At 65.4% G+C, this 12,405-nt stretch carries 15 protein-coding genes, 1 tRNA gene and 1 pseudogene; 14 read left to right on the forward strand and 3 right to left on the reverse strand.

Annotated features, from left to right (window positions below):
* The first annotated feature begins 19 nt into the window (after positions 1-19).
* Both ACGLHR_RS02830 and ACGLHR_RS02835 read left to right on the forward strand, forming a co-directional pair.
* Positions 20-751, forward strand: a complete 732-nt coding sequence (locus ACGLHR_RS02830; RefSeq protein WP_400091725.1) for a response regulator — start codon at positions 20-22, stop codon at positions 749-751.
* Positions 723-1,907, forward strand: coding sequence for an ATP-binding protein (locus ACGLHR_RS02835; protein WP_400091726.1), 1,185 nt, complete (start codon positions 723-725; stop codon positions 1,905-1,907). The genes ACGLHR_RS02830 and ACGLHR_RS02835 overlap by 29 nt, the downstream gene beginning before the upstream one ends.
* 31 nt (positions 1,908-1,938) lie before the next feature.
* On the opposite strand, the gene ACGLHR_RS02840 is transcribed toward ACGLHR_RS02835, so the two are convergent.
* On the reverse strand, positions 1,939-3,081 hold the full coding sequence (locus ACGLHR_RS02840) for an ABC transporter substrate-binding protein (protein WP_400091728.1): 1,143 nt from the start codon (positions 3,079-3,081) through the stop codon (positions 1,939-1,941).
* A 387-nt stretch (positions 3,082-3,468) separates the two neighbouring features.
* Here ACGLHR_RS02840 and hemN point away from each other — a divergent pair, with 387 nt between their 5' ends.
* Positions 3,469-4,881 carry an oxygen-independent coproporphyrinogen III oxidase gene (hemN, locus tag ACGLHR_RS02845; RefSeq protein ID WP_400091785.1) on the forward strand — a complete coding sequence of 471 codons (1,413 nt, stop codon included), beginning with the start codon at positions 3,469-3,471 and terminating at the stop codon, positions 4,879-4,881.
* A gap of 61 nt (positions 4,882-4,942) precedes the next feature.
* Here hemN and ACGLHR_RS02850 read toward each other — a convergent pair whose 3' ends face one another.
* The gene (locus tag ACGLHR_RS02850; protein ID WP_400091729.1) at positions 4,943-5,824 is read right to left on the reverse strand and encodes a c-type cytochrome; all 882 of its coding nucleotides are present in this window, start codon (positions 5,822-5,824) and stop codon (positions 4,943-4,945) included.
* Positions 5,825-6,212: 388 nt separating this feature from the next.
* Between ACGLHR_RS02850 and ACGLHR_RS02855 the strand changes: the two genes are divergently transcribed.
* Positions 6,213-6,288: transfer RNA gene (locus ACGLHR_RS02855), tRNA-Arg, on the forward strand.
* Between the two features lie 72 nt (positions 6,289-6,360).
* On the opposite strand, the pseudogene ACGLHR_RS02860 reads toward ACGLHR_RS02855, so the two are convergent.
* Positions 6,361-6,519: pseudogene (locus ACGLHR_RS02860) on the reverse strand (helix-turn-helix domain-containing protein); the annotation flags it as partial.
* Between the two features lie 175 nt (positions 6,520-6,694).
* Here ACGLHR_RS02860 and ACGLHR_RS02865 point away from each other — a divergent pair.
* From ACGLHR_RS02865 to ACGLHR_RS02910, 10 genes are all read left to right on the forward strand, one after another.
* Positions 6,695-6,883: a hypothetical protein gene (locus tag ACGLHR_RS02865; protein WP_400091730.1), complete on the forward strand. Its 189-nt coding sequence runs from the start codon at positions 6,695-6,697 to the stop codon at positions 6,881-6,883.
* Positions 6,883-7,125, forward strand: a complete 243-nt coding sequence (locus tag ACGLHR_RS02870) for a hypothetical protein (RefSeq protein WP_400091731.1) — start codon at positions 6,883-6,885, stop codon at positions 7,123-7,125. The genes ACGLHR_RS02865 and ACGLHR_RS02870 overlap by 1 nt, the downstream gene beginning before the upstream one ends.
* The gene (locus ACGLHR_RS02875; protein WP_400091732.1) at positions 7,125-7,499 is read left to right on the forward strand and encodes a hypothetical protein; all 375 of its coding nucleotides are present in this window, start codon (positions 7,125-7,127) and stop codon (positions 7,497-7,499) included. The genes ACGLHR_RS02870 and ACGLHR_RS02875 overlap by 1 nt, the downstream gene beginning before the upstream one ends.
* On the forward strand, positions 7,496-8,614 hold the full coding sequence (locus ACGLHR_RS02880) for a replication initiation factor domain-containing protein (RefSeq protein ID WP_400091733.1): 1,119 nt from the start codon (positions 7,496-7,498) through the stop codon (positions 8,612-8,614). Before ACGLHR_RS02875 ends, ACGLHR_RS02880 begins: the two co-directional genes overlap by 4 nt.
* Positions 8,615-8,616: 2 nt before the next feature.
* Entirely contained in the window at positions 8,617-8,934 is a 318-nt protein-coding gene (locus ACGLHR_RS02885) for a hypothetical protein (protein WP_400091735.1), read from the forward strand.
* A complete protein-coding gene (locus ACGLHR_RS02890; protein ID WP_400091736.1) occupies positions 8,934-9,170 on the forward strand; it encodes a phage coat protein in 237 nt (78 codons plus the stop codon). Before ACGLHR_RS02885 ends, ACGLHR_RS02890 begins: the two co-directional genes overlap by 1 nt.
* Before the next feature lies 1 nt (position 9,171).
* Positions 9,172-9,417, forward strand: coding sequence for a major capsid protein (locus ACGLHR_RS02895; protein WP_400091739.1), 246 nt, complete (start codon positions 9,172-9,174; stop codon positions 9,415-9,417).
* 749 nt (positions 9,418-10,166) lie between these two features.
* The gene (locus tag ACGLHR_RS02900) at positions 10,167-10,973 is read left to right on the forward strand and encodes a virulence factor TspB C-terminal domain-related protein (protein WP_400091741.1); all 807 of its coding nucleotides are present in this window, start codon (positions 10,167-10,169) and stop codon (positions 10,971-10,973) included.
* The gene (locus ACGLHR_RS02905) at positions 10,973-11,290 is read left to right on the forward strand and encodes a DUF2523 domain-containing protein (protein ID WP_400091742.1); all 318 of its coding nucleotides are present in this window, start codon (positions 10,973-10,975) and stop codon (positions 11,288-11,290) included. The genes ACGLHR_RS02900 and ACGLHR_RS02905 overlap by 1 nt, the downstream gene beginning before the upstream one ends.
* Positions 11,291-11,344: 54 nt before the next feature.
* Positions 11,345-12,400 (forward strand): zonular occludens toxin domain-containing protein, encoded by a 1,056-nt coding sequence (locus ACGLHR_RS02910; protein ID WP_400091744.1) that lies wholly within the window; start codon positions 11,345-11,347, stop codon positions 12,398-12,400.
* Positions 12,401-12,405 lie beyond the last annotated feature (5 nt).

Raw genomic sequence — 12,405 nt, forward strand, 5'->3', positions numbered from 1 at the left:
CAAAGCACGACGAAACCCGATGGACCATTCTCCCGCCACGCCCCTTCATTTGCTGATCGTCGACGACGATCCGCAGATCCGCTCCATGCTGGCCGAGTATCTCGCCACCTTCGGCATCGAAGCCGATGGCGCCGAGGGCGGCGGCGCCATGCGCGCCGCCATGGCCACGCGCGACTACGACCTGGTGGTGCTCGACCTCTCGCTGCGCGGCGAAAACGGCCTGGCGCTGTGCCGCGAGATCCGCGAGCGCGGCGACCTGCCGGTGATCATGCTCACCGCGCGCACCGAGCTGGCCGACCGCGTGGTCGGGCTGGAGGTGGGCGCCGATGACTATGTCACCAAGCCCTTCGAGATGCGCGAACTGGTGGCGCGCATCCACACCGTGCTGCGCCGCACCCGGGGCGGCGGCGTGAAGCGCCCGGCGGCGGTGGGCGGCCACGAACTGCGCTTTGGTAGCTGGCGCCTCAACACCACGCTGCGGCAGCTGGTGGACGGCGAGGAAACCGTGGTGCCGTTGTCCAATGCTGAATTCCGGCTGCTGCTTGCATTCATCGAACATCCGAACCGCGTGCTCGATCGCGAGCTGCTGATCAATCAGGCGCGCGGCCGCGATCTCGATGTCTTCGATCGCAGCATCGACCTGCTGGTCTCGCGCCTGCGCCAGAAGCTGCGCGACGATCCGCGCGACCCGACGCTGATCCGTACCGTCCGAGGCGAGGGCTATGTCTTCACCGGCGCCGTCGAAGCCTGAGCGCGCGGGCTGGGTGGCCCGCCACGACTCCATGTTCATCCGGCTGTTCCTGGTGATGGCCGCGATCATGCTGGCCGTGCACCTGCTCGGCGTGACGGTCATCGAGAGCGTGTTCCCGCGCCCGGGGCATACCGGATTCAGCTTCTCCCCCGGTGACGAGCTTCCGCCTGGGCCGCCTCCGGGCGAAGAGGGGCAGCGGGGCGAGCCGCCGCCGCCGCCGCCGCCGCCGGATGCCGGGGCGCGCGCGGACAACGGTGAAAGCGGCGCTCCCGTGCCGCCCCACCGCCAGCGCCGGACCCATGGTCTGGGGCCACCCCGCCTGGGGCTGCTGTTCCAGCTTGCCGCCATCGTGGCCGCGTCATGGGTGGGCGCGCGCCTGCTGGCCAGGCCCGTCCAGCGCCTGGCCAGCAGCGCCGGCCGGCTTGCCCAGGACGTGCATGCCCCGCCGCTGGACGAAGACAGCGGCCCGGCCGAGGCCCGCGCCGCGGCCAAGGCCTTCAACCACATGCAGCAGCGCATCCGCACCCAGCTGGCACAGCAATCGCGCTTCCTGGCCGCCGTGTCCCACGACCTGCGCACCCCGCTCACGCGCATGAGCCTGCGCATCGAAGGCGTCGACGACAACCGGGTCCGCTATCGCCTGCGCCAGGACCTGGCGGAGATGAACGGGCTGATCGATGCCACCCTGTACTACCTGCGCGAGCGCGACGGCGCCGCCGCGCCGCGCCAGCGGGTGGATGTGCATGCCTTGCTGCAGGCTGTGGTAGACGATGCCACGGAGATCGGCCAGGACGTCACCCTGTCCGGTGACGCCGAGCCGCTGCTGGCCTATCCGGCCGAACTGCGCCGGGCCGTGGTCAACCTGGTAGAGAACGCCCACCGCTACGGCGGCAGCGCGCGCATCGAGCTGGCCGACAGTGCCGAGCGGGTGGTGATCGATGTGTGCGACAACGGCCCCGGCATCCCGCCAGAGGAGATGGCGCGCGTGCTGGAGCCGTTCTATCGGCTCGAATCCTCGCGCAACCGTACCACCGGCGGGGTCGGCATGGGCCTGTCGATCGCCTCGGATATCGTCTCGCGCCACGGCGGCGAGCTCAGCCTGGCCAACCGCCCGGAGGGCGGCCTGCGGGTGCGCATCGTACTGCCGCGCGCCTGAGCCGCGCGCGGCCCGGTGCCCGCGCTACCGCTCACCGTGCCGTGCCGCCGCCCATCGCCGCGAGCTGCACATACTGCGAGCCGCGCGTGCCGTGCGTGAAATCCAGCACGAAGTCGCCCACGTCGACGCGGGCCTGCAGCGCGCGCCGCAGGTCCGCCGGGGTTGCCCCGCGCGGCCCGGACAAGGCCGTGCGCACCAGCCAGGCCGCGCCGATGTAGCCGGCCAGCGTGGCCGGCGAGGCGGGCTCGTCCAGGAACTGCTTCATCCGGCCCACATGCTCCTTGACCACGCGCAGGGTCAGATCCTGCGGGCCCGGGGCGATCTGGGTCAGCACGATGCCGCCGTTGTAGCCGGCGCCAAGAATCTCCCGCGCCGCCAGCGAATTGACCGCGGACAAGCCCACCAGGAAGCCGTACCAGCCCCGCGCCGCCAGCGCGCGGCCGAGATTGCCGTAGGCCAGCGTATCGCCCGCCACGATCACCGCGGCCGGGCGCGCGGTGGCGATGCGCTGCGCCAGCGCGGCAGCCTCGTTGCCTCTTCCGGCGTCCAGCGTGAGGACCTGCAATCCGGTCTCCTGGTCGACCTGGCGCCGCCACGGCGTGCCGCTCGCCAGGCTGCCGGCCGCAAAATCCGGCGCCACGGCCAGCACCAGCTGCTTGAGGCCATAGCTGCGCAACTGCCGAATGGCCGCGTCCAGCTCGGTACGGTAGTCGGCCCGGGTGTACCAGACGTGATCCGCCGAGAGCGACAGCCCCGACAACGGCGCCACGATCTGCACGCCGCGCCGGGCCAGTTCGGGCGAGGCGGCCAGCACCGGTAGCAGGGCGTCGCTGGGACCGAACAGCAATTCAGCCCGCTCGCCGTCGACCAGCGACAGCGCCTGCGCGGTGGCCGCGCGCGGATCCGCGTCGACCTCGCGCACCACATGCACTACGCGCGGCTCGCGCGCGCCGGCGTTGGCCGCGTCGAACATGACCTTGGCCCCCGCCAGGTAGTCGCGCGCGAGGTCGGCCTGGGCGCCGCCGCGGTCCACCAGGTGGCCGATCACCAGCGCACGCCGTGGTGGCGACTGCGCCAGCAGGGAGGCGGGCGCCATCATGGCGCTGCCAAGTGCGGCCAGGACCCGGCGGCGCGGCAGCCGCGCCGGGGTGGCAATCAGGGAAGAAACTTGCATGGGAACCCGCGAGGCCAGGTGCAGAGGAATTGCGTGATTGGGAAGAGCGCCGCGCAGCCTACCCGGCCCAGGTGACACTGGCATGACGCGGGGCATGCCCCCGCCGCGGCGCGCGGCGTGTCAAGGGCCGCGGCTTGACCCCGGTCAACGCAGGCGCGGGCGGCGCGCCCTACGATGAGCCATCGAATCCACGACGAAGGCCGCCCCATGGCTGCAACTGCCCCCGCCCCGTTCTCCAACGCAATGTCCATCCCCATCGCCGCGTCGAGCCCATCCCCTGCCTGCAGCGGCAAATGCGGCGCCGCCTGCACCGGCAAGTCGGCGGCACGGGCCGCGGCGGCGCCGGACCGGCACGCCTTGTCGGACTTTCGCGCGCTGGCGGGCCGCATGGATGTCAACGGCCCGCGCTACACCTCGTATCCGACGGCGGACCGCTTCCACGGCGGCTTCGGCGCGCAGGACTACCGGCAGGCGCTGGCCGATTGCGCCACCAACGCTACCAACGCTACCAACGCCGCCGCGCCGCTCTCGCTGTACGTGCACGTGCCGTTCTGCGAGAACATCTGCTACTACTGCGGCTGCAACAAGATCATCACCAAGGACCACCGCCGCAGCGCCCGTTACGTGGACTACCTGGCACGCGAGATGGCGCTGGTGGCCCAGCAGCTCGGTGCGCGGCGCGAGGTGGTGCAGTCGCACTGGGGCGGCGGCACGCCGACCTTCCTCGATCCCGCCGAGATGCGCCGCGTCATGGACGCGCTGCACCAGCACTTCCGCCTGCTGCCCGAGGGCGAGCACGCCATCGAGATCGACCCGCGCCGCATCGGCGACGCGCAGATGGCGCTGCTGGCGGAGCTCGGCTTCAACCGCATCAGCCTGGGCGTGCAGGATTTCGATGCCGAGGTCCAGCGCGCCATCCACCGCGTGCAATCGCTGGCCGAGACGCAGTCGGTAGTCGACGCCGCGCGCCGGCTTGGTTTCCACTCGGTCAGCATGGACCTGATCTACGGCCTGCCGCACCAGACCACGGCGCGCTTTGCCGCCACGGTCGATCAGGTGCTGGCGATGCGCCCGGACCGGCTCTCGGTGTACAGCTATGCACACCTGCCGCATGTGTTCAAGCCGCAGCGGCGCATCGACGAACGCGCGCTGCCGGCCGCCGCCGAAAAACTCGACATCCTGGTCGGCACCATCGGGCAGCTCACCGCCGCGGGCTACGTCTACATCGGTATGGACCACTTCGCGCTGCCGGACGACGCGCTCGCCGTGGCCCAGCGCGAGGGCCGGCTGCAGCGCAACTTCCAGGGCTATTCCACCCACGCCGGCCATGACCAGCTTGGCTTCGGCGTCTCGTCGATCGGCGCGGTGGCGTGCCGCTACGTGCAGAACGCCCGCACGCTGGATGACTACTACCGTGGCCTCGACGCCGGCGTGCTGCCGGTGATGCGCGGCTTCGCCATGCGCAATGAAGATCACTTGCGGCGCGATGTCATTGGCGCCCTGATGTGCAATGGCGTGCTGGACGTGGCGGCGGTCGAAGCGCGCCACCGCATCGATTTTGCTGCGCATTTCGCGGCAGAGCTTGCGGAACTGGCGCAGCTGGCCGAGGACGGGCTGGTGCGTTGCGAGCCCGGCCGCATCGAGGTGACCCCGCTGGGGCGCTTGCTGGTGCGCCGCCTGGCCATGGTGTTCGACGGTTTCCTGCGTGAGGATGGCCGGCGGATGGAGCCGGTTGCCACCCGGAGCGCTGATGTAGGTACGCCGCTGCCGATGCCAACGCGCTACTCGCGGGTGGTTTAAGTCACCGGAAAACAAAAAGCCCGCGGCATGCCGCGGGCTTTTTTGTTGAGAGTGCTTGGGCTTACTTCGAAGCGTTGGCCATGTAGTCCACTGCGGCCATCACGTCGGCGTCTGGGCCGGCGTAGCCACCCTTCGGCGGCATCACGCCCTTGCCCTTCAGGGCGAAGGCGTGCACGGCGTCCATGCCTTCCTTCAGGCGCGGTGCCCAGGCGGCCTTGTCGCCCAGCTTCGGCGCACCGGCAACACCCGCTGCGTGGCAGGCGGCGCAGACTTGGTCGTAAACCTTCTTGCCCACTTCTGCGGAAGCCGGCGCAGCGGCTGCAGCAGCCGGTGCGGCAGCGGCGGCGGGGGCAGCTGCGGGAGCGGCCGGAGCAGCAGCAGCGGCAGGCGCCGCAGCCGCTTCCGAAGCAGCAGCCGTAGCCGGAGCGGCAGGAGCGGCGGGTTCCGGGAACTTGGCGCCACCGGCGTCGGCCATGTAGACCACGGCGCGGCCGAGTTCGTAATCGCTGTAGTCGTCGGCGGTGGTGCCGGCACGGGCTTGCATGGCGCCCTTGCCGTGCAGCACGGAGTTCAGCAGGCCGGCAAAGCCCTGGCCGATGCGCGGAGCCCAGTCACCGGCGGTGCCGTACTTGGGCGCGCCGGCAGCACCGGTGGCGTGGCAGGCGGCGCAGACTTCCTTATAGACCTGCTCGCCCGTCTTGTAGACGCGCGGTGCGTTCGGGTCCTTCAGTTCGAGCGAGGCGACCGGCTTGATGCGGTCATTGACGGCTTCCGCGGTAGCGGTTGCGCCCGCACCTTCCTTGGCACCGTGTCCGACAAAGTTGACCAGCAGGATGATCACGATGATTGGCACCAGGAAGGCGGCAATCACCACAGCGATCAGCTGCTTGGGGGTCTTGATGGGAGACTCGTGTTCGTCTTGTGCGTTGTGGACGTCGCTCATACTCAACTCTCAATTTTGCAGGAAACCTGTGGCCGCTCGCGATCGGCTGCTTATGTGGCCGCTTGCTCGGTGGCCAATTTCCCCTGGCCAATTGCGCGCATCGGACTATTATCCGGTGCCAACTGCCCCGAAACGGGCCAGCCGGCAGGGCGCGGCACCATCATCCCCGGATCTGATGTGGACGTTGCGCAGCCCCGTTTTTACACAAATAACTCGCGATTATAGCCTCAAAGACCTACCGCATGGAGGCAAAAGCGGCTTGCAAGAGACGTCATCAGGCCGCACTTTTCAGCCTGCCGTGGACGTCTCCCGCCAAACACGGTATCCTATCGGACTTTCCGGCAGCGGCACTCGCGCGCTGCCCGTGTTGTACCTCGTCATACCCTGTGCGCCCGTAGCTCAATGGATAGAGTACTGCCCTCCGAAGGCAGGGGTTGCTGGTTCGATCCCAGCCGGGCGCACCATTCTTTGTTCTTCCCTTCCTTCTTTCGTGCCGCCTCTTCAGCGAGGATATTGAACGCAACTGCGTCGTCTATTCCTGCTTCGTGGGCGAGGCGCAAGGCGTCGTCATAGTCGGGTAGGCGTTCGCCGCGGGCATAGCGGTTTAGTGTGTTTTGACGCATGCCTAAGTCCTTCGCAGCTTGGTTCACGCTGCGTCCGTGCAGTGCCCTCTCAATCAATTCTTTGTAGCTCATAGCTAACTCCTATTTGCCGAGTTATCCCGAGTGGTTTAGTCTCCGCCTGAGCTAAACCGTTCGGGATTACACCCTTTGGGCTTAATCCGATCGGGATCATAACGGGTAAACCGGGCAGGGGGGTTAACAAATGGCCGCAAACGCGCGCAGGGGCGTTGCAAAACCGAGGGCAGGGGTGGACCCCTTCCAGAGCGCTCAGGCGCCCCAATGGCTCGTAGACGTGCGTGCGCAGCGCCAGGCTGATGGCTTTCGCCAGCACAAGGACGGTCTGTCCGACCTGGTTGCCAGGGTCTACGAGAAGAGCGCCGGCCAGCGCGGCCATGTCCGCATCGAGATCGAGATTTGCCAACAGGGGCTGTTCTGATGCAGCCCCTGACTCTCACCCAGATCATCGACTTTGCCGGCTCCATGCTGGCCGCTTCCACTTGCGCTGCCCTTGTTGGCGGGATGCTCGGTGGCTTCGTCTATTCCCTCTGCTTCAAGGTCCTCGATCACCTTGGCGACCGCCTGGCAGAGCGCACCAATCGCAAGCTTGAAGAAGAGGTGCTGCAGCTGCGCGCTCAGTGCTGGCGTCTTCGCGTTCGCAACAGCAAGGGTGGTGCCTGATGAGCTACCAGACCGCCGAAGAGTGTCGGGACTATTACGACGACTTGATGGCGGCCAAGCAGCACGTGGTGGACGAGTGCGAGTCAGCGATGCGCTCTCTTAACGTCGCCTACGACTACCTGGAAGAAATCATCGGCGGGCGTGATAGCGGCGATTACCTGCCGTCCGCTTCGTCTTTGTCTGTCGATCTGGTCGAGCGCCAGGCGCTGATTTGGGATCGGATTGGCGAGCGCGAAGAAATGAAGATCCGGGCCGAGATCTCCATCGAGAACCTCGAAGACGAGCGGGATTCCGAGGTCGAGTCGTTGGAGTTGCTTGAGCAACAACGTGAAGAAGCCGAAGAGGCGCTGGACGATATTGAGGATACGGAATGAAGCTGCGCCCATCTGCCAAGCCGGTTGCCAAGCTGGTTGACCCTTCCCGTCAAGCCCGCAAGACGGGCGGCGCTCGCGCAGGGGACGGAGCGTCAGCGACGGCACCGGCGCGCAGCGCCGCTTCCCCCCGTCCGGTAATACGGGGGGAAAGTGGTCAACGCGAGGCACAGACCATCGTGGACTGGCTGTCTTTTACCTTCCTGCCTGATGGCAGCATCGGCGACGCCCTGGAGCAACTGCGCAAGTACTTCCATCTGTGGTTCGCCATCTCGGTGACGTTGATGCCGAGCAAGAAGAGGGCAGGGCTGCGCGGATACGAGGCGAGCACCGATGTGCTGGCGTGGGTCAACGGCGAAACGATGCGCTTGGCGACGATCGGCTGCGGTGGCGACAACGTGGGCGGCACGATGATGGTCGACATGTCTGGGCAGGGCTGCGTGGTCGTGGCCGACTGGGACGCGGTCTATGCCACGGTGCAGGACCTGGACGCGAACATCACCAGGTGCGATCTGGCGCGGGACTTCTGCGAGGGGCAGGTCAGCGTTGACCAGGTCGAGCAGATGTACTTTGCGGGCGAGTTCAATGCCGGGGGCCGCATCCCCAAGTACAAGAAGATCGAGAGCGGCATTGCCGGCTGTGGCGCCATCGGTGGCCGCACCCTGGAGATCGGCAAGCGGGTCAACGGCAAGATGCTGCGGGCTTACGAGAAGGGCCGCCAGCTGGGCAAGCAGGACAGCGAGTGGCTGCGTATCGAGATCGAGTTTCGCAATAAGGATCGCGTTGTAGACCACCGCATTTTGATTGAACGTGACCGCTATTTCGTGGGCGCATACAAGGCGCTCGAGCAGCTGGTGGAGGCTGATCCGCTCAAGTGCGCGACCGACCAGAAAGAAGCCATCCAGCTGCAGGACGAGATTGTTATCGAACGCAAGCTCGACCACCTGCAGGTGCAATTCGGAAAGCTCGTTGACTACCGGATGCATACCACCGAAGAAAACGCTGCCGCTTTTGTGATCCGAATCCGCCGTCCTGGCGTACCGGCGCAATTGCACAAATCTGCTCTGGCACGGCACGTGTACGGCGCGCACGATCCTGCGCCGACTGTCGGGAGTTAATTATGGAAATGCTCGCACGCGTCACCATCCGCGGCGCTAAGTTTTGGGTCGGCAACATGGACGGCAAGCAGCTGGACACCGGGACGATCTATACCGATGTTGAGCTTCGTGGGCAGGACGCGAAGGGCGTCTGCACGCAAGCGCTGAAGTGCGAAAGCTCGGAGGTGGTGAAGACCATCATCAACAACCCGTTTCCGTTCCTGGCAGAGGTCACGATGATCGAGACAAGCAACGGTAAGGATGGCGGTGACGTGAAGATCATCACCGGCATCAAGCCGCTGCAGCGTGTGGTCGAGGGCAAGGACAAGGTTGCGGCGTAATGGCTCTCTGCGTCCAGAACGTCAGCGGCCAGCTGCAGCCCACTGCAGACGATGCCAGCAGCTGCACCGGCTACCTGCTGGTCACGCGCGACGAATGGGCGCTGTCTCATCTGCTCCCGCCGCTTAGTGTCAGCGACGGGGCGGTAATTGGCAGTTCGATCCTGCTTGCGTGGGGCACTGCTTTTGCGATCCGGGCTGCGGCTCGGGTCTTTTCCAATCGTGTTGAGGAGTCGTGATATGAACAAGATTTTCAAGGCTGTGCGAGCTGCTGCCGCTCGTGTCGAAACCAAGGTGGCAGTGGCCAGCGGTGTGGCGGTCGTGGGTACGAGCAAGGCGATGGCTGCGGGTACGCCGATCGACCTGAGCGCCGTCACCGATGCGATCGCTACCGGCGTGGTTGCGATCGGCACCATCGGCGTGGCTGTCCTGGGGGTGCGCGCTGCTGTGGCCACCTACACCTGGGTGCGCCAAGCCATCAAGTGAGCGGGCGAGGGGTCAGTTGCTGAATCTGCGGGGGCTACGGCCCTCGCTTTCCGTTTACGGGAGGTCGTATGGAAGGGTACTTCGTGATGGTGGCGCTGTTGGGGGCGGGATGGATTCTTTTCTCTTGAGGGTGTCTGCATATGCTCTGGCTCTATCGCTTCTTGGCGGCTGTGCTGCCCTGGACAAATCGCCGCCTGGCTCGTGCGAGCGTCCTTACCTTGGCTCTATGTGCCTTTGGCCTGATGTGGGCTTCTGAGGCGGGCGCAGCAACCTATCCGCCAGAAGCGTATGTAAAGGAGAGCGGTAGTGTGTGGTTCCCCACGCCAATCGCGGCGTGTCAGGACTGGATCGCGTCCACGGGAGGTGGTACGGCGTCGCTAGGTGAGAATAGTTCGGGTACGTGGTGTGCACGCAATGGCAACATGGTCGGTTGGCTGTTGGGGCGGTGCGCTGTTACTGGCGGCGTCGTGTATTTCAACAGCACGAATCTTGCGACGCCGTGTGCTAATCCTCCTGCTCCTCCTCCTCCGGATTGTTCGGGCGCATCGCTGCTGAACAAGTATCGCGGCTCCGGTGTTCAGGGTCCGGCGGCTGGGGGCGTGGCACCTGACCTCATTTGTGTCCAGGGATGCGGCTACACGACGGGGTCTTTCACTACGGTGATTAATGGCACCTATAACACGCGTCTCGGCAAGGCGACCGGGCGGGCGTGTACGACTGGGGCGAACTACGATGTGATCGACTCGGTCATGTACGACGAGACCCAGGACAAGCCGCCGTCGCTGCAATCGTGCGCTGACCAGGGCAAGGTGTATGGCACCTTTAACGGTGTGGGGATGTGCGCGACTGCGGGGTCTATTCCTGGTTCGACGGTGACGATGAACGACACGAAGACCTCGATGCACACTGACGCCAGTGGTGTTGCTGCTGCACCGCAGACCGAAACGGTGTCGTATAGCGTGGGCAATGTGAATGGGCAAGCGATGGTGACGGCCACGGTAACGCATGCTGATGGTTCGAAAGACCAGGTCACGCAGACGCAAGATGGATTCTGCAAGGACAATCCGAGCTCGTCGCCTTGTACGGGTGGTGGTGGCGGCGGCGGTGGTGGCGGCAACACCAATAAGGGTACGGCTGCCGGTGGCGATGACTGCACGACTCCGCCCGCGTGTACTGGCGACGCCATCGCTTGCATGATGATCAAGCAGCAGTACAAGACGCGCTGCGAGCTGCAGAAGGACGATGGGCCGAACGGTGCGGTTGCGCTTGGCCAGAAGCTGGCGAACGGTCAGGACCCGCAGGCGTCGACGTTGCCCAGCCCGTCAAATGCCACGCAGGTCGATTTGTCGGCCCGACTGTCGAACGTCGATGACATGGGCATCGCGGCACAGTGCCTGCCGGATCTGCATATCCCGCTCGGCGCTCTGCCAGGGTCCAACGGCTCCATGCTCAACATTAGCACCGGCCCGTTGTGTGATTTCGGCAAGCTGTTCGGTGTGCTCAATATGCTCGGCACGCTCGCGCTGTGTGCCTACATGCTCCGGGGGTCCTTCTAATGCCATTCGTCACTATTCTCGCCAGCGCTCTGATCGGGCTGCTGGCCCAAGCGGCCACTGCGTTGGTTGGTCGCGTGCTGTTGGCTCTGGGGATCGGGTTCGTGAGCTTTGTCGGTGTCGATGCGCTGATGGCGGGCTTCAAGACGCTGTTCCTGTCCTATGTCGGCCAGGCCGGCGCGCTGCCCTGGAACATTGTCGGCATCCTGGGCGTGCTCAAGGTCGGCACCTGTTTCAACATGATTCTGACCACGCTTGCGATCCGCGCCTCGCTGGCCGGGCTGAGTGGTGGCTCGGTGCGCAAGATGATTCAGAAGTAAGGGGGAGGGGACATGCTCACACTCATCACTGGTCAGCCGGGCAATGGCAAGACCTTGTTCACGCTGGCCAACGTCGAAGAGAAGCGCAAGCTGGAGAACCGGCCGGTGTTCTACCACGGCATCGCTGATCTCACGCTGCCGTGGCAGAAGCTTGACGATCCGACCAAGTGGCACGAATGCCCGGAGAAATCCATCGTAGTGATCGACGAGGTGCAGCAGGTCATGCCGCCGCGGCCGTCGAGTCAGAAGCCTCCCCTGCATGTGGCCTTGCTCGAGACGCACCGGCACCGCGGCTTCGATCTGTTTTTCATGACACAGGACCCGAGCTTGGTGGACAACCACATCAAGAAGCTCGCGGGCGAGTACATCCACCTGATCCGTCAATGGGGCCGCGAGAAGGCAGACGTATTCAAGATGCAGAAGGTGCAGGACCCGACCAACGCGAATTTGAAGCGCGCTCTGCGGACCACGTTTGCGTATCCCAAGGAGGTCTACACCTGGTACAAGTCGGCGGATGCCCACACGCATAAAAAGAAGATCCCGCTCAAATACTGGCTGATGTTCATTTTCCCGGTGGTGGCGCTGATTTCCGGCGTTATCGGCATGCGCGTGCTGTGGAAGATCGGGCATCCCGCAGCTGCAGAGCCTGCCAAGATCGAAGCCAGCGCCACCAAGGGGCCGCAAACGGGCGTTACGGCCTCGCAGTCGGTTCAGCAGGGGCCAATGACCACCGCGCAGTATTTGGCGTCCTACACACCGCGTATTGCGGGCCTGGACTACACCGCGCCGGTGTACGACCAGTTGACGCAGCCGAAGCGGGTTCCGATTCCTGCGGCTTGTGTCACGGTTAAGGGCCAGTGCCGTTGCTACAGCCAGCAGGGCACGCGGCTCCAGCTCGACAAGCACCAGTGCGCGGACGTGGTGGCCAATGGCTTTTTCATGGCGTTTGACGCTGACCAGGTGCCGGTACCGAAGGATCCACCGCAGCCTCAGTCGCAAACGGTGGTGCAGGTGGGGTCGATGTTGGGCGACTCGCAGCGGCGGCTGGATCCGATTGACCTGGCGGTGTTTGATGAGCCCGAATCCCCGCGGCGCCGGGTGAAACGCTAATTTCC

It is taken from the genome of Cupriavidus sp. CuC1 (assembly GCF_044627735.1).
GTDB classification, from domain to species: domain Bacteria; phylum Pseudomonadota; class Gammaproteobacteria; order Burkholderiales; family Burkholderiaceae; genus Cupriavidus; species Cupriavidus ulmosensis.